This is a genomic window from Pseudomonas sichuanensis (genome assembly GCF_003231305.1).
Taxonomy (GTDB): Bacteria; Pseudomonadota; Gammaproteobacteria; order Pseudomonadales; family Pseudomonadaceae; genus Aquipseudomonas; species Aquipseudomonas sichuanensis.
Genome location: NZ_QKVM01000003.1, coordinates 15,310 through 30,451, shown reverse-complemented (window position 1 = coordinate 30,451; position 15,142 = coordinate 15,310). Strand labels below are relative to the sequence as shown.

General features: G+C 64.7%; 16 protein-coding genes. 11 read left to right on the top strand and 5 right to left on the bottom strand.

Annotated features, from left to right (window positions below; translation table 11 throughout):
* The first annotated feature begins 75 nt into the window (after window positions 1–75).
* From DM373_RS02175 to DM373_RS02155, 5 genes are all read left to right on the top strand, one after another.
* Window positions 76–948: a LysR family transcriptional regulator gene (locus tag DM373_RS02175; RefSeq protein WP_110991991.1), complete on the top strand. Its 873-nt coding sequence runs from the start codon at window positions 76–78 to the stop codon at window positions 946–948.
* A gap of 218 nt (window positions 949–1,166) precedes the next feature.
* Window positions 1,167–1,430: a DNA-directed RNA polymerase subunit omega gene (rpoZ, locus tag DM373_RS02170; RefSeq protein WP_003253383.1), complete on the top strand. Its 264-nt coding sequence runs from the start codon at window positions 1,167–1,169 to the stop codon at window positions 1,428–1,430.
* A gap of 59 nt (window positions 1,431–1,489) precedes the next feature.
* Complete coding sequence (gene spoT / locus DM373_RS02165) at window positions 1,490–3,598, top strand: bifunctional GTP diphosphokinase/guanosine-3',5'-bis pyrophosphate 3'-pyrophosphohydrolase (RefSeq protein ID WP_110991990.1); 2,109 nt, start codon at window positions 1,490–1,492, stop codon at window positions 3,596–3,598.
* Window positions 3,599–3,621: 23 nt separating this feature from the next.
* Window positions 3,622–4,002, top strand: a complete 381-nt coding sequence (locus tag DM373_RS02160; RefSeq protein WP_110991989.1) for a RidA family protein — start codon at window positions 3,622–3,624, stop codon at window positions 4,000–4,002.
* Between the two features lie 59 nt (window positions 4,003–4,061).
* Window positions 4,062–4,787, top strand: coding sequence for a hypothetical protein (locus DM373_RS02155; RefSeq protein ID WP_110991988.1), 726 nt, complete (start codon window positions 4,062–4,064; stop codon window positions 4,785–4,787).
* Between the two features lie 120 nt (window positions 4,788–4,907).
* Here DM373_RS02155 and DM373_RS02150 read toward each other — a convergent pair whose 3' ends face one another.
* Window positions 4,908–5,765: an SDR family oxidoreductase gene (locus tag DM373_RS02150; RefSeq protein ID WP_110991987.1), complete on the bottom strand. Its 858-nt coding sequence runs from the start codon at window positions 5,763–5,765 to the stop codon at window positions 4,908–4,910.
* 192 nt (window positions 5,766–5,957) lie between these two features.
* Here DM373_RS02150 and exbB point away from each other — a divergent pair, with 192 nt between their 5' ends.
* The 6 genes from exbB (at window position 5,958) to DM373_RS02120 (ending at window position 12,669) form a co-directional block, all read left to right on the top strand.
* Entirely contained in the window at window positions 5,958–6,920 is a 963-nt protein-coding gene (gene exbB / locus DM373_RS02145; RefSeq protein WP_110991986.1) for a tonB-system energizer ExbB, read from the top strand.
* A gap of 3 nt (window positions 6,921–6,923) precedes the next feature.
* On the top strand, window positions 6,924–7,352 hold the full coding sequence (exbD, locus tag DM373_RS02140; protein ID WP_110991985.1) for a TonB system transport protein ExbD: 429 nt from the start codon (window positions 6,924–6,926) through the stop codon (window positions 7,350–7,352).
* On the top strand, window positions 7,349–8,083 hold the full coding sequence (locus DM373_RS02135; RefSeq protein ID WP_110991984.1) for an energy transducer TonB: 735 nt from the start codon (window positions 7,349–7,351) through the stop codon (window positions 8,081–8,083). The genes exbD and DM373_RS02135 overlap by 4 nt, the downstream gene beginning before the upstream one ends.
* A 94-nt stretch (window positions 8,084–8,177) precedes the next feature.
* Complete coding sequence (locus tag DM373_RS02130; protein WP_110991983.1) at window positions 8,178–9,104, top strand: hydrogen peroxide-inducible genes activator; 927 nt, start codon at window positions 8,178–8,180, stop codon at window positions 9,102–9,104.
* 4 nt (window positions 9,105–9,108) lie between these two features.
* Window positions 9,109–11,187, top strand: coding sequence for an ATP-dependent DNA helicase RecG (recG, locus tag DM373_RS02125; RefSeq protein WP_110991982.1), 2,079 nt, complete (start codon window positions 9,109–9,111; stop codon window positions 11,185–11,187).
* Window positions 11,188–11,265: 78 nt separating this feature from the next.
* Complete coding sequence (locus DM373_RS02120) at window positions 11,266–12,669, top strand: HDOD domain-containing protein (protein ID WP_110991981.1); 1,404 nt, start codon at window positions 11,266–11,268, stop codon at window positions 12,667–12,669.
* Between the two features lie 113 nt (window positions 12,670–12,782).
* Here DM373_RS02120 and DM373_RS02110 read toward each other — a convergent pair whose 3' ends face one another.
* From DM373_RS02110 to DM373_RS02095, 4 genes are all read right to left on the bottom strand, one after another.
* Window positions 12,783–13,157, bottom strand: coding sequence for a helicase (locus tag DM373_RS02110; protein ID WP_110991979.1), 375 nt, complete (start codon window positions 13,155–13,157; stop codon window positions 12,783–12,785).
* Between the two features lie 142 nt (window positions 13,158–13,299).
* A complete protein-coding gene (locus DM373_RS02105) occupies window positions 13,300–13,596 on the bottom strand; it encodes an HU family DNA-binding protein (protein WP_110991978.1) in 297 nt (98 codons plus the stop codon).
* Between the two features lie 188 nt (window positions 13,597–13,784).
* Window positions 13,785–14,933, bottom strand: coding sequence for an NAD(P)/FAD-dependent oxidoreductase (locus DM373_RS02100; protein ID WP_110991977.1), 1,149 nt, complete (start codon window positions 14,931–14,933; stop codon window positions 13,785–13,787).
* Window positions 14,934–14,965: 32 nt separating this feature from the next.
* The gene (locus DM373_RS02095) at window positions 14,966–15,133 is read right to left on the bottom strand and encodes a rubredoxin (RefSeq protein ID WP_008091623.1); all 168 of its coding nucleotides are present in this window, start codon (window positions 15,131–15,133) and stop codon (window positions 14,966–14,968) included.
* Window positions 15,134–15,142: the final 9 nt, after the last annotated feature.

Below are 15,142 nucleotides of genomic sequence, written 5' to 3'. Positions count from 1 at the left end.
CCTGCCGGCGGTTTCACTATAAAATGGCTCCAGCGCAACTAGACATTGGCAATTCGGCAAGCAGAGCGTGCACCAATGCAATATCAGATCAACCATGCGGACCTGTCACTGGTCCTGGCCCTGGAACGCGGCCGCTCCCTGGCAAAGGCTGCCGAACTGCTCAAAGTCGATGTTTCGACGGTATTCCGCTCGATTCGCCGGCTCGAATCGGCGCTGGGCACCGCGCTGTTCGTCAAGAGCCGCAAGGGCTACCTGCCCACCGACACCGCCCAGGCCCTGGCCGAGCAGGCCGAGCGTGCCGAGCAGGCGCTGGACGCCGCGCGCATCGCCCTGACCAGCGGCGAACAGGTAGTCAGCGGTACGGTGCGCCTGACCTGCACCGAGGCGGTACTGCACAGTCTGCTGCTGCCGGCACTGGCCGAGTTCATGCCCAACTACCCGGCGCTTTCGCTGGAAATGGGCACCTCCAACACCTTCGCCAACCTCAGCCGGCGCGACGCCGACATTGCCCTGCGCCTGACCAACACACCGCCGGAGCACCTGGTCGGTCGCTGCCTGGGCTCGACCAGCTACGTGATCTGCGGCCGCCCCGAACTGCGCGAGCGCCTCGACAGCTCGCCCACCAGCGTGCCGTGGATCGCCCCGGACGACTCCATGCAGGACCACGCCACCGTGGTCTGGCGCAACCAGCAGTACCCAGGCCTGAGCCCGCGCTACCAGTGCAGCGGCATGTCGACCATTGCCCAGCTGGTGAGCACCGGCCTGGGCGTGGCGGCACTGCCCGACTACATGGTCCACGCCCTGCCGGGCGTCGATGCGCTGAGCGGCCCGCTGCCCGGCTGCGATACCCAGCTGTGGCTGCTGACCCGCCCGGATTGCCGCGCGTTGCGCTCGGTGCAGACCCTGTTCGAGGAGCTGACCCCGCGGCTGCGCGACGCGATGCTGTGAGGCTGTTGTGTTCGCGGGCTGGCTGACGTTATTGTCAGCCTCAGGCTTGACGCGGTCTGTTCCGGCGCTTTCGCGGGGCAAGCCCGTTCCCACGGGGTGCTTGCGATGGGGCTCCAGAGAAAACAGTCCTTCCCTATTGGCTGGTGATTTTTTAAACTATCGAGTCCGCCTGCCCATTCATGGGCGCACGCCTACCGCATTTGCTACTGAGGAAGACCATGGCCCGCGTAACTGTTGAAGACTGCCTGGAACACGTGGATAACCGCTTTGAGCTGGTCATGCTCTCGACCAAGCGCGCCCGCCAGCTGGCTACCGGCGGCAAAGAGCCACGCGTAGCGTGGGAAAACGACAAGCCAACCGTCGTCGCCCTGCGTGAAATCGCCGAAGGCATCGTCACCAACGAATTCATCGCCGCCGAAGAAATCGTCACCGAGGATCCGGTATTCGCCGCGTTCGAGGACGAGAACAACGAGGCCGTCTGATTGATGCCCAGTCGACACCGTGCGGCGCAAGGCCCTCTTCTTTCGCAAGAGGTGAAACCATGCCGGGTATAGAAGCCCTCGCCGAACGGCTGTCGACTTATCTGGGCCCCGAACAGGTCAACCTGGTTCGCCGGGCCTACTTCTATGCCGAACAAGCCCACGACGGCCAGCGCCGCCGCAGCGGCGAACCCTATGTGACGCATCCGCTGGCGGTCGCCAGCATCCTCGCCGACATGCACATGGACCATCAGAGCCTGATGGCGGCCATGCTGCACGACGTGATCGAAGACACCGGCATCGCCAAGGAAGCCTTGAGCCAGCAGTTCGGCGAAACCGTCGCCGAGCTGGTCGACGGGGTCAGCAAGCTGACCCAGATGAACTTCGAGACCAAGGCCGAAGCGCAAGCGGAAAACTTCCAGAAAATGGCCATGGCCATGGCCCGCGACATTCGCGTGATCCTGGTCAAGCTGGCCGACCGCCTGCACAACATGCGCACGCTGGAAGTGCTGTCCGGCGAAAAACGCCGGCGCATCGCCAAGGAAACCCTCGAGATCTACGCCCCCATCGCCAACCGCCTGGGGATGCACACCGTGCGCGTGGAGTTCGAGGACCTGGGCTTCAAGGCCATGCACCCGATGCGCTCCTCGCTGATCCACCGCGCGGTGAAAAGCGCCCGTGGCAACCGCAAGGAAATCGTCGCCAAGATCGAAACCTCGCTGGCCAACTGCCTGGCCGCCGACGGTATCGAGGGCGAGGTCAGCGGGCGGCAGAAACACCTCTACGGCATCTACAAGAAGATGCGTGGCAAGCGCCGCGCCTTCACCGAAATCATGGATGTGTACGCGTTTCGCATCGTCGTCGACAAGGTCGACACCTGCTACCGCGTGCTGGGCGCCGTGCACAACCTGTACAAACCGCTGCCGGGGCGCTTCAAGGATTACATCGCGATCCCCAAGGCCAACGGCTACCAGTCGCTGCACACCACCCTGTTCGGCATGCACGGCGTGCCCATCGAAATCCAGATCCGCACCCGCGAAATGGAAGAGATGGCCAACAACGGCATTGCCGCGCACTGGCTGTACAAGTCCAACGAGGAAGAGCAGCCCAAGGGCAGCCACGCCCGCGCCCGCCAGTGGGTAAAGGGCATCCTCGAACTGCAGCAGCGCGCCGGCAACTCGCTGGAATTCATCGAGAGCGTGAAGATCGACCTGTTCCCGGACGAGGTCTACGTCTTCACCCCCAAAGGCCGGATCATGGAGCTGCCCAAAGGCTCCACCGCCGTCGACTTCGCCTACGCGGTGCACACCGACGTGGGCAACAGCTGCATCGCCTGCCGTATCAACCGCCGCCTGGCGCCGCTGTCCGAACCGCTGCAAAGCGGCTCGACCGTGGAAATCGTCAGCGCCCCGGGCGCCCGCCCGAACCCGGCCTGGCTCAACTTCGTGGTGACCGGCAAGGCCCGCACGCACATCCGTCATGCCCTCAAGCAGCAGCGCCGCTCCGAGTCCATCAGCCTCGGCGAGCGCCTGCTGAACAAGGTACTGACCGGCTTCGACAGCAGCCTGGAGAAAATCCCCCAGGAGCGCATCCAGGCGATTCTCGCCGAGTACCGCCTGGAGCTGATCGAAGACCTGCTCGAAGACATCGGCCTGGGCAACCGCATGGCCTATGTGGTCGCCCGCCGCCTGCTGTCCGCCGACGGCGAAGAGTTGCCGGCACCGGAAGGCCCGCTGACGATCCGTGGCACCGAGGGCCTGGTACTCAGCTACGCCAAGTGCTGCACGCCGATCCCGGGCGACCCGATCGTCGGCCACCTGTCAGCGGGCAAAGGCATGGTCGTGCACCTGGAAGACTGCCGCAACATCAGTGAAATCCGCCATAACCCAGAGAAGTGCCTGCAGCTCTCCTGGGCCAAGGATGTCGCTGGCGAGTTCAATGTCGAGCTGCGCGTCGAGCTGGAGCACCAGCGCGGCCTGATCGCCCTCCTGGCCAGCAGCGTCAACGCCGCCGACGGCAACATCGAAAAAATCAGCATGGACGAACGCGACGGCCGTATCAGCGTGGTCCAACTGGTGGTCAGCGTGCGCGACCGCGTGCACCTGGCCCGCGTGATCAAGAAGCTGCGCACCTTGACCGGGGTGGTCCGCATCACCCGGACGCGTGCGTAGTCCGCCAACCGCAAGGAGTCATCATGAGCAAGACTGTCATCACCAGCGACAAGGCCCCTGCCGCCATCGGTACCTACTCCCAGGCGATCAAGGCCGGCAACACCGTCTACATGTCGGGCCAGATCCCGCTCGACCCGAAAACCATGGAACTGGTTGAAGGCTTCGAAGCCCAGACCGTCCAGGTGTTCGAAAACCTGAAGTCGGTCGCCGAGGCCGCTGGCGGTTCGTTCAAGGACATCGTCAAGCTGAACATCTTCCTCACCGACCTGAGCCACTTCGCCAAGGTCAACGAAGTGATGGGCCGTTACTTCGAACAGCCCTACCCTGCTCGCGCCGCCATCGGCGTGGCTGCGCTGCCAAAAGGCGCCCAGGTTGAAATGGACGCCATTCTGGTCCTCGAGTAATGCCCTCAGGTGACGGGCACCGCGCCCGTTACCGCCCCTCCTGCCCCAAGGTTCTCCCCATGCGCCACGCATTGCCTCTGGCATTGGCAGCCCTGCTCCTGGGCGGCTGCGCCAGCCACAAACCCGAAGATTTCAACGGCACCTGGATCAACCAGGACGCCATCGACGCAGTCGTCAAAAGCGGCCGTGTGAGTGAGCCGTTGAACAAGAGTGGCATCGAGCTCGAATGGAAGCTGGATGTCGCCAGCCGCAAGGCCAGCTTCAGCAATGGTTTCGAAGCGGTCGACGGCCAACTCAGCGCCAACAAGAACAACTGGCAGGTCAGCTTTGAAGGTGGCCAGACCGAACAGTTGGAGCTCGATGGCGACGAGCTTCGGGTCATCAACCCGGCAGGCGCAGAACAGCACTTCGTACGCAGCGAAGCGGCAAGCAACACCCCGCTGGGCGGCAGCTTCGAGAAGGCGCTGTACAAAGCCTTCCTCGGTGGCGACTGGAAGATCGTCGAGGGCCAGGGCCAAGGTACTACCGTGCGCTTCGGCGACACCGGCAACGTCACCGGGCTGCCTGGGGTTGACCGCTTCGCCGTCTGCCTGGCGGGCGATTGCGCGACCATGGGCGGCGGCAACGACAGCATGTGGCTGGAACGCAACCAGCGTGGTGCGCCGTGGATCTTCAAGCGCGATGGCGACACCCTGGAGATCTTCCGGGCGGTGAACCGCGCCCAGCCGGACGAGATGCCCGAGCTGGCTGCCGGCGCCCGGCAGTGGGTGCTGGAGAAGGACTAACGCTCATCGCGGGGCAAGCCCGCTCCCACGGGCTTGCCCCAAGGGTTGGATTGGTGTCCAACTTCTTGGGGGCAGTCCAGCCCGTGGGAGCGGGCTTGCCCCGCGATTGGGCCGGACGATTTAATCGCGCTCTTGCAGGATCGCCGCATACCCTTCCTTGTAACTCGGATACTGCGGCACCCACCCCAACGCCTTGGCCCGCGCGTTGCTGCAGCGCTTGCTGCCGGTACGCCGCACCCGCTGGTCATCCGACCACTCGGTGACGCCCATGTACCCCCGCAGCCAGGCCACCACATCGGCCAAAGGCGCCGGGTCGTCGTCGACACCGATATAACAGTCGTCCAGCACCACACCACGGGCATCGGCCTGCAGCAGGTACGCCAGCAGGCTCGCAGCATCCTCGGCATGGATCCGGTTGCCATACAGCGGTGGCTCCTCGGCAACGCGATAGCCCTGCCGCACCTGGCTCAGCAACCACTCACGCCCTGGGCCGTAGATACCCGTCAGGCGCACGACACTGGCGGGGATGCCGCTGTGCAGGGCGAGCTGCTCGGCTTCCAGCATCACCTTGCCGGAATAGCCCTCGGGCTCGGTGCTGGCGGTCTCGTCGATCCACTCGCCGTCCTTCTGCGCGAAAACGCTGCTGCTGGACACGAACAGCAGCCGCCGAGGCAGTTTGCCGCCGCGCTGCAGCCAAGCCAGTACATGCCGCAACCCCTCGACGTAGGCCGCCTGATAGCCGGCTTCGTCATGCTGGCTGGCCGCCACGCAGTACACCAGGTAGTCCGGATTGCGCTCGGGCCAATCAGCCGGCATACGCTGGTCGGACAGGTCGGCGGCGATGGGTTCAACCCCTTTGGGCAACTGCTGGACCGAGCGCCGCAAGCCGCTGACCTGCCAGCCGAGGGCCAGCAGTTGGCGGGCCAGACGACTGCCGACATCACCACAACCCACGATCAAAGCAGATACGTCTGACATGCCAAAACTCCTATTCCTAAAGGGGCAGGCTATAGGGTTCTGGCGATAAACGGCTATACCAAGGTCAAAAAAAGCAATCACATTACTTTTGTTAACAAGAATTAATTGCAATAATGGCGGCCTTGTCTGTTCTCGGCCTGTTTCGAGGCCCTGGAGAACTCAATCTTTTCCTCTTCATCAGGTCCGGCCAGCATGACACGCACTCAACCTTCCGCTTCGCCAACCACGTCGCGCGCCTGGCGCGCCATTGCCGCGCTGATGTTCAGCCTGGTACTGGCCCCCGTGGCCATGGCCGATGAGCCAACCGCCACTGCCGCCACCCCGGCCGCCGCCACCGCTCCGGCTGCGCCAGCCGCCGAAGGCCAGGCGCCGGTAGACGCAACCGCGCCGGTTGATGCCCAGGCTCCGGTCGAAGAGAACGTGCAGCCGCTGGTCGAAGACACCTCGCTGGGCATGGCCCACGACCTGTCCCCATGGGGCATGTACAAGAACGCCGACGTGGTGGTGAAGGCCGTGATGATCGGCCTGGCCATCGCCTCGATCATCACCTGGACCATCTGGATCGCCAAAGGCTTCGAGCTGATGGGCGCCAAGCGTCGCCTGCGTGGTGAAATCGCGGCCCTGAAGCGCTCGGTGAGCCTCAAGGAAGCCAGCGAAGTCTCCAACAAGGAAGGCACCCTGGCCCACACCCTGGTGCACGACGCCCTCGAAGAGATGCGCCTGTCGGCCAACGCCCGCGAAAAAGAAGGCATCAAGGAGCGTGTCAGCTTCCGCCTCGAGCGCCTGGTGGCTGCCAGCGGCCGTACCATGAGCAGCGGCACCGGCGTACTGGCCACCATCGGTTCCACCGCGCCGTTCGTCGGTCTGTTCGGTACCGTCTGGGGCATCATGAACAGCTTCATCGGCATCGCCAAGACGCAGACCACCAACCTTGCCGTGGTTGCCCCGGGTATCGCCGAAGCCCTGCTGGCTACGGCCCTGGGCCTGGTTGCAGCGATCCCGGCGGTGGTCATCTACAACGTCTTCGCCCGCTCTATCGCCGGCTACAAGGCGCAAGTATCCGACGCTTCCGCTCAGGTACTGCTGCTGGTCAGCCGTGACCTGGACCACCAAGGTGGCGAACGCGCCACCCCGCACATGGTGAAAGTGGGGTAAGCCATGGGCCTGCATCTGAACGAAGGTGGCGACGACCTCGCCGAGAACCACGAAATCAACGTCACGCCGTTCATCGACGTGATGCTGGTGCTGCTGATCATCTTCATGGTCGCCGCCCCCCTGGCCACGGTCGACATCAAGGTCGACCTGCCCGCCTCGACCGCCAAGCCGGCGCCAAGGCCGGAGAAGCCGGTGTTCGTCAGCGTCAAGGCCGACAAGAAGCTGTACCTCGGCGATGACCTGGTGGCCCAGCAGGATCAGCTTGGCGCGATGCTCGATGCCAAGACCAAGGGTGACAAGGAAACCACCATCTTCTTCCAGGCTGACAAAGGCGTCGATTACGGCGACCTGATGGAAGTGATGAATACCATGCGCGCCGCCGGCTACCTCAAGGTTGGCCTGGTCGGGCTCGAGACGGCAGCCAAGAAATGACGAAACCGCGCTCAAACATGGCGCGCTACGGCACCAGCCTGGCCATCGTGCTGGGCGTGCACGTGGTCGCCGTGGTGCTGACGCTCAACTGGTCGGTGCCCCAGGCCATCGAGCTGCCACCGGCAGCCATGATGGTCGAGCTGGCACCGCTGCCCGAGCCCGCACCGCCGCCACCGCCGAAGGCCGCACCGAAGCCGCCGACCCCAGTCGAGGAGCCGCCGCTGCCGAAACTGGCAGAAGCGCCAAAACCGAAAATCGCCATCCCCAAGCCGCCCAAGCCCAAGGCCAAGCCGCAGCCGCCCAAGCCCGAGAAAAAGCTTGAGCCGCCCAAGGACGAACCGCCGGCCAAGGACGACGTCGCGGATACCCCGCCGAGCAATTCGCCACCGCAGAAGTCGGCGGCACCGGCACCGAGCATCGCCTCGAACAGCAATGCCCTGCCGAGCTGGCAGAGCGACCTGCTGCGCCACCTGGCGAAGTACAAGAAGTACCCCGAGGACGCTCGCCGTCGCGGCTTGCAGGGCATCAACCGCCTGCGTTTCGTCGTCGACGCCGAAGGCAAGGTGGTCTCGTACTCGATGGCGGGTGGGTCGGGCAGTGCAGCGCTGGACCGGGCCACCATGGAAATGATCCGCCGGGCCGGCACGGTACCCAAGCCTCCGGCCGAGCTGTTGACCAATGGCACGATCGAAGTCGTTGCACCGTTCGTCTACTCGCTGGACCGACGCTGACGCTTTTGTTTCTGTCACAAAACGGCAAGTCTGATAACGTGCGTCTATCAATTGCAGCCGCTATGCTGGGGCCGCAACTTCATGGACGCACGTTATGACCCTCACCGAACTTCGCTACATCGTCACCCTCGCCCAGGAGCAGCACTTCGGCCACGCCGCCGAGCGTTGCCACGTCAGCCAGCCCACCCTGTCGGTCGGGGTGAAGAAGCTCGAGGACGAGCTCGGCGTGCTGATCTTCGAACGCAGCAAGAGCGCGGTGCGCCTCACGCCGGTCGGCGAGAGCATCGTCGCCCAGGCACAGAAGGTCCTGGAACAAGCCCAGGGTATCCGCGAACTGGCCCTGGCCGGCAAGAACCAGCTGACTGCCCCGCTCAAGGTTGGCGCCATCTATACCGTCGGCCCCTACCTGTTCCCGCACCTGATCCCGCAGCTGCACCGCGTGGCGCCGCAGATGCCGCTGTACATCGAAGAGAACTTCACCCACGTGCTGCGCGAGAAGCTGCGCAATGGCGAGCTTGACGCGGTGATCGTCGCCCTGCCGTTCAATGAAGCCGACGTGCTGACGATGCCGCTGTACGACGAGCCCTTCTGCGCGCTGATGCCGGCCGACCACCCGTGGACCGCGAAGAAGACCATCGACACCGCCATGCTCAACGACAAGAGCCTGCTGCTGCTGGGCGAGGGCCACTGCTTCCGCGACCAGGTACTGGAAGCCTGCCCCACCCTCAACAAGGGCGGCGAAGGCGCCAAGCACACCACGGTCGAGTCCAGCTCGCTGGAAACCATCCGCCACATGGTCGCCTCCGGCCTGGGCGTATCGATTCTTCCGCTGTCGGCGGTGCACAGCCACCACTACGCGCCCGGTGTCATCGAGGTTCGCCCGCTGACCGCGCCGGCGCCGTTCCGTACCGTGGCCATCGCCTGGCGCGCCAGCTTCCCGCGGCCCAAGGCCATCGAGATTCTTGCCGACTCGGTGCGCCTCTGCTCGGTGGCCAAGGCGCCTGTGGCAGAACCGGCCTGACCCCATGACCGAGCTGTCGAATGTGCCGGTCACCACGCTCAAGGGCGTTGGCGATGCCATGGCGGAGAAACTCGCCAAGGTAGGCCTGGAGAACCTGCAGGACCTGCTGTTCCACCTGCCCCTGCGCTACCAGGACCGCACCCGTGTGGTCCCCATCGGTCAACTGCGGCCAGGGCAGGACGCGGTGATCGAAGGCGTGGTCAGCGGCGCCGACGTGACCATGGGCAAGCGCCGCAGCCTGGTCGTGCGCCTGGGCGACGGCACCGGCGTGCTGAGCCTGCGCTTCTATCACTTCAGCAATGCGCAGAAGGAAGGCCTCAAGCGCGGCACCCACGTGCGCTGCTATGGCGAGGCCCGCCCCGGCGCCTCGGGGCTGGAGATCTACCACCCCGAGTACCGTGCACTGAACGGCGACGAGCCGGCAACGCCGGTGGAACAGACCCTGACGCCGATCTACCCGACCACCGAAGGCCTCACACAGCAGCGCTTGCGCCTGCTGTGCCAGCAGAGCCTCGGTCAGCTCGGGCCGCGCAGCCTGCCCGACTGGCTGCCCGACGAGTTGGCCCGTGACTACCGGTTGGCGCCATTGAGCGACGCCATCCGCTACCTGCACAATCCACCGGCTGACGCCGACGTCGATGAACTTGCCGAAGGCCAGCACTGGGCCCAGCACCGCCTGGCCTTCGAAGAGTTGCTGACCCACCAGCTGTCCCAGCAGCGCCTGCGTGAAAGCCTGCGCAGCCTGCGTGCGCCGGTGCTGCCCAAGGCCACTCGCCTGCCCGCGCAGTACCTGGCCAACCTGGGCTTCAGCCCCACGGGCGCCCAGCAACGGGTCGGCAACGAAATCGCCTACGACCTCAGCCAGCCCGAACCGATGATGCGCCTGGTACAGGGCGACGTCGGCGCCGGCAAGACCGTGGTTGCCGCCCTTGCCGCGCTGCAGGCGCTGGAGGCCGGTTATCAGGTCGCGCTGATGGCGCCGACCGAGATCCTCGCCGAACAGCACTTCATCACCTTCAAGCGCTGGCTCGAACCGCTGGGCATCGAAGTCGCCTGGCTGGCCGGCAAGCTCAAGGGCAAGGCCCGCGCCAGCGCCCTGGAGCAGATCGCCGGCGGTGCGCCGATGGTGGTCGGCACCCATGCTTTGTTCCAGGAAGAAGTGCGCTTCAAGCACCTGGCCCTGGCAATCATCGACGAACAGCATCGCTTCGGTGTGCAGCAACGCCTGGCCCTGCGCAAGAAGGGCGTCAACGGCGAGCTGTGCCCACATCAGCTGATCATGACCGCCACCCCGATCCCGCGCACCCTGGCCATGAGTGCCTACGCCGACCTGGACACCTCGATCCTCGACGAGCTGCCGCCCGGGCGAACGCCGGTCAATACCGTGCTGGTGGCCGACAGCCGCCGCTTCGAAGTGGTCGAGCGGGTCCGCGCCGCATGCGCCGAGGGGCGCCAGGCCTACTGGGTATGCACGCTGATCGAAGAGTCCGAAGAACTGACCTGCCAGGCGGCCGAAAGCACCTTTGAAGACCTCGGCAGCGCCTTGGGCGAGTTGCGCGTGGGCCTGATCCACGGGCGCATGAAGCCAGCCGAGAAGGCTGCGGTGATGGCTGAATTCAAGGCTGGCAACCTGCAGTTGCTGGTGGCCACCACGGTCATCGAGGTTGGCGTGGACGTACCCAACGCCAGCCTGATGATCATCGAGAACCCCGAGCGCCTGGGCCTGGCCCAACTGCACCAGTTGCGCGGCCGGGTTGGCCGGGGCAGCGCCGTGAGCCACTGCGTGCTGCTGTACCACCCGCCGCTGTCGCAGATCGGCCGCGAGCGCCTGGGCATCATGCGCGAAACCAACGACGGTTTCGTCATCGCCGAAAAGGACCTGGAGCTGCGCGGCCCCGGCGAGATGCTCGGGACCCGCCAGACCGGCCTGCTACAGTTCAAGGTCGCCGACCTGATGCGCGACGCCGACCTGCTGCCGGCCGTGCGCGATGCCGCCCAGGCCTTGCTGGCGCGCTGGCCCCACCATGTCAGCCCGCTGCTCGACCGCTGGCTGCGCCACGGCCAACAATATGGCCAAGTGTGACGGCCGTCCCAATACAGAACCAGCTTGCCGATCAGTCTGGTTATACTTCGCGTTCAAAGGAATTAGTGGATACAGGCCATGACTGAAGTTGCTCTGGATATCGCAACCCCACACGCACCGTCTGTCATCCGGCTGTTGCTCGAAAAGCTCGGCGTACCCTATGCCGAGGTGCCAGAAAGCCCGAAGCAGTCGCCCGCATCGAAGGTTCAGGCCATCCTGCTCGATGACGAAGTCGGCGCTCTGCTGGTGCTGTACCCGCAGAGCAAGCTGCTGGACCTCAACCGCCTCGAGGAACTGACAGGCCGCAAGCTCAAGGCCGTGCCGTTGCCGCGCCTCAAGCAGATGCTCGAAAAGCACCATCTCAAGGCACTACCGGCCATCCCGGCACTCACCAGCTCGCCTTGCCTGTATGAAGGCAAGCTGCTCGAGCAAGAGCACCTGCTGATCCAGTCGGGCGAGGTGGGCATCCTACTGTCGATCAAGCGCGACGACTTCAAGCGCATGTTGCACAAGGCCAGTGCAGGCAGCTTTGGCCAGCCGGTCCGCGAGATTCGCCCCAACCTCGACCGCCCGAACGACGACTCCAAGGAGATCACCCAGGCCGTCCAGGCCTTCACCGCTCGACGTATCCAGAAGCGCCTGGAAGAAACCATCGAGATCCCGCCGCTGGCCGATACCGCGCAAAAAATCATCAAGCTGCGGGTCGACCCCAATGCCAGCACCGATGACGTCACCGGCGTGGTGGAAACCGACCCCGCCCTGGCGGCCCAGGTGGTCAGCTGGGCGGCATCGCCCTACTACGCCTCGCCGGGCAAGATCCGCTCGGTGGAAGACGCGATCGTGCGGGTGCTGGGCTTCGACCTGGTGATCAACCTGGCCCTCGGCCTGGCCCTGGGCAAGACCCTGAGCCTGCCCAAGGACCATCCGCAACAGGCCACCCCCTACTGGCAGCAGTCGATCTATACCGCTGCGGTCATCGAAGGCCTGACCCGTGCCATGCCACGCCCAGAGCGCCCGGAAGCCGGCCTGACCTACCTCGCCGGCCTGCTGCACAATTTCGGTTATCTGCTGCTGGCCCACGTGTTCCCGCCGCACTTCTCGCTGATCTGCCGCCATCTGGAGGTCAATCCGCACCTGTGCCACAGCTATGTGGAGCAGCACCTGCTGGGGATCAGTCGCGAGCAGATCGGCGCCTGGCTGATGAAGCTGTGGGACATGCCCGAAGAGCTGTCCACCGCCCTGCGCTTCCAGCACGACCCCTCGTACGACGGCGAGCACTCGGCCTTCCCCAACCTGGTCTGCCTGTCGGTGCGCCTGCTGCGTTCGCGGGGTATCGGTTCGGGCCCGCAGGACGAAATTCCGGATGCCCTGCTCGATCGCCTGGGGCTGACCCGGGACAAGGCCGAGGAAGTGGTGAACAAGGTGCTGGAGGCGGAAGCCTTGCTGCGTGAGCTGGCATCGCAGTTCCACGCGCCGCATTGATTCAGCCGGGCCTCTGCCTGTGGGAGCGGGTTTACCCGCGAATGCGGTGGGTTATCCACAACCGTATTCGCGGGTAAACCCGCTCCCACAGGTGCATTCTTCTGTGTTGTGTATCAGCCCTTCTTCTTCGGCTTCAGGTATTTCATCAAGCCCTGGAACCAGATCACCAGCGCCGGGTTGCCCTTGATCTGGATGCTCTTGTCCTGAATGCCCTGCATGAACGCCAACTGCTTGTTGCTCGCCTGCAGGGTGGCGAAGCCGTAGCCGGCATCCTTGAACGCAATGGCGAACGCCGGTTGCGGGTGCAGGCCGCCCTTGCTGCTGATGCGTTGATCCTTGACCACGAAATGGCGGGCCACCTTGCCGTCCAGCGTCTGCATCTGGAACACCAGGTCCTTGTCCTGCAGCTGCTGCTGGAACGCCGGGTTGTTGCGGCTGGCCTTGGCCATCAGCAGCCCCATGGCCCATAGAAGAAAGCGAAACTTCATCAACGCGCCTCGATTGAAAAATGACTGAGTCGCGCAGTTTATCCGCTTCCTGGGCGGTTTATGCAAGTTCGCTGCATTTTCACCGCACAAACACAACGGGCGCCTCAAGGGCGCCCGTTCGAATGACCGATTTCGTTGCCGATCACTTCTTCTTGGCAGGCTTGGCCGGTACGTTGACGCTGTCGCGCAGGTTCTTGCCTGGCTTGAAGGCGACGGTGTTGCTGGCCTTGATCTTGACCGGCTCGCCGGTTTGCGGGTTCTTGCCGGTGCGGGCGCCACGGTGACGTTTCTCGAAGGTGCCGAAACCGACCAGGGTGACGGTGTCCTTGTCGAGTGCGCCGGTGATGCTGTCGAGAATCGCGTTCAAGACCTGGTTGGCCTTTTCCTTGGTCAGATCGGCCTTGTCGGCGATGACGGCGGCGAGTTCTGGTTTACGCATAGTGAAGCCTCTTTGACGGAATTTCTTGTTGTTATGCCGTGCTGCCAAGGGCGGCAGCGTTCAAGGCACCGCAGGCTCTAGGCTGCGGTAGACGCCAGTGAGAATGGCACGCCGTCCGGGGCCGCGCCAGTACCTGGGCGGCCATTGTCGCGGCAAGAACAGGAGAAATCCGACAGAACGCCCGTCATTTACGCCAACAGCGGCGGTAACTGGCGATTCAACGCCAGTTTCTCCATGACGGCCGCGCCCGTGAGGGCGTAGCCCAACAGTTGGCCGTCAGCCCCGTGGCACAGCACTTTGAGGTCGGCGCCGCTGCCTTGCACCTGCCAGGTACCTTCCTGGCCGGCGGGTGGGGGTGACACCACCAGTGGGCAGGCCGGGGTCTTCACGGTGACAGGCATCGGCCCATAAGCGACCGCCGTGGGGTTGCCGGCCAAGGTCTGGGCCAGGGCACGGGCGCAGGTCATCAGGGGCATGACGTACAGCAGGTTGATGCCATCGACTTCGGCGCAATCGCCCAAGGCAAAGATATTGGCGTGGGAGGTGCGCAGCTGGCGATCGACCACCACGCCACGGTTCACCTGCAAACCGGCGGCGGCCGCCAGGTCGGTGCGTGGGCGCAGGCCAATGGCTGAAACCACCAGGTCGCAGGGGATCACGCTGCCGTCGGACAGGTGCGCTTCGAGGGCCGCGCCCACCCGCTGCAGGCGGGTCAGCACCGGCCCCAGGTGGAAGCGCACGCCCAGGCCCTCAAGGCCCGCCTGCACGGCGCTGGCAGCGGCGGGGTGCAGCAGGGTCGGCATCACCTGCTCGCAGGGTGCCACCACGTTGCACTGGTAGCCACCCAGGGTCATGTCGTTGGCGAACTCGCAACCGATCAGGCCGGCGCCGAGGATCAGCACCCGCTGCTTGCCGGCGGCGGCGGCACGGAAGCGCGCGTAGTCCTCGAGGTCGTTGATCGGGAACACCTGGTCGCCGGCATCGCCTTCAACCGGAACCTGCACGGTCTGCGCACCCCAGGCCAGGATCAAGTCGCGGTACTCGACCGCTTCCTCACCGATCCACAGGCGCTTGTGCCCTGGGTCGATGCCGCTGATACGGGTATGGGTGCGAACCTCGGCCTTGAGCTGCTCGGCCATGGCACCGGGCTCGGCCATGCACAGGCCGTCGGCGTCCTTGCCCTTGGCGAAGCCGGTGGAGAGCATCGGCTTGGAGTAGGAGCGGCCGTCGTCGGCGGTAATCAGCAACAGCGGCGTTTCACTGTCGAGTTTGCGAAACTCGCGGGCCAGGTTGTAGCCGGCAAGGCCGGTGCCGATGATCACCACGGGGGACGTCATGCAGGTGCTTCCTCTTTCCAGTAGGGTTGCGATCAGCCGATGGCGATCATTTCGAAGTCGCTCTTGCCCACGCCGCAGTCGGGGCATAGCCAGTCTTGCGGCACGTCTTCCCAGCGGGTACCCGGGGCGATGCCGTCATCCGGCCAGCCTTCGGCTTCGTCGTAGATCAGGCCACAGACAATACATTGCCACTTCTTCATGGGGGGTCG

What these genes read in the sequence shown, in the direction of transcription:
- DM373_RS02135 (WP_110991984.1), top strand. Translation starts at nt 7,349, where the DNA reads ATGACGAAACCGCGCTCAAACATGGCGCGCTACGGCACCAGCCTGGCC.
- DM373_RS02150 (WP_110991987.1), bottom strand. Translation starts at nt 5,765, where the DNA reads ATGTCAGACGTATCTGCTTTGATCGTGGGTTGTGGTGATGTCGGCAGT.
- spoT (WP_110991990.1), top strand. Translation starts at nt 1,490, where the DNA reads ATGCCGGGTATAGAAGCCCTCGCCGAACGGCTGTCGACTTATCTGGGC.
- DM373_RS02100 (WP_110991977.1), bottom strand. Translation starts at nt 14,933, where the DNA reads ATGACGTCCCCCGTGGTGATCATCGGCACCGGCCTTGCCGGCTACAAC.
- DM373_RS02160 (WP_110991989.1), top strand. Translation starts at nt 3,622, where the DNA reads ATGAGCAAGACTGTCATCACCAGCGACAAGGCCCCTGCCGCCATCGGT.
- recG (WP_110991982.1), top strand. Translation starts at nt 9,109, where the DNA reads ATGACCGAGCTGTCGAATGTGCCGGTCACCACGCTCAAGGGCGTTGGC.
- DM373_RS02175 (WP_110991991.1), top strand. Translation starts at nt 76, where the DNA reads ATGCAATATCAGATCAACCATGCGGACCTGTCACTGGTCCTGGCCCTG.
- DM373_RS02110 (WP_110991979.1), bottom strand. Translation starts at nt 13,157, where the DNA reads ATGAAGTTTCGCTTTCTTCTATGGGCCATGGGGCTGCTGATGGCCAAG.
- DM373_RS02130 (WP_110991983.1), top strand. Translation starts at nt 8,178, where the DNA reads ATGACCCTCACCGAACTTCGCTACATCGTCACCCTCGCCCAGGAGCAG.
- DM373_RS02105 (WP_110991978.1), bottom strand. Translation starts at nt 13,596, where the DNA reads ATGCGTAAACCAGAACTCGCCGCCGTCATCGCCGACAAGGCCGATCTG.
- exbD (WP_110991985.1), top strand. Translation starts at nt 6,924, where the DNA reads ATGGGCCTGCATCTGAACGAAGGTGGCGACGACCTCGCCGAGAACCAC.
- DM373_RS02155 (WP_110991988.1), top strand. Translation starts at nt 4,062, where the DNA reads ATGCGCCACGCATTGCCTCTGGCATTGGCAGCCCTGCTCCTGGGCGGC.
- rpoZ (WP_003253383.1), top strand. Translation starts at nt 1,167, where the DNA reads ATGGCCCGCGTAACTGTTGAAGACTGCCTGGAACACGTGGATAACCGC.
- DM373_RS02095 (WP_008091623.1), bottom strand. Translation starts at nt 15,133, where the DNA reads ATGAAGAAGTGGCAATGTATTGTCTGTGGCCTGATCTACGACGAAGCC.
- exbB (WP_110991986.1), top strand. Translation starts at nt 5,958, where the DNA reads ATGACACGCACTCAACCTTCCGCTTCGCCAACCACGTCGCGCGCCTGG.
- DM373_RS02120 (WP_110991981.1), top strand. Translation starts at nt 11,266, where the DNA reads ATGACTGAAGTTGCTCTGGATATCGCAACCCCACACGCACCGTCTGTC.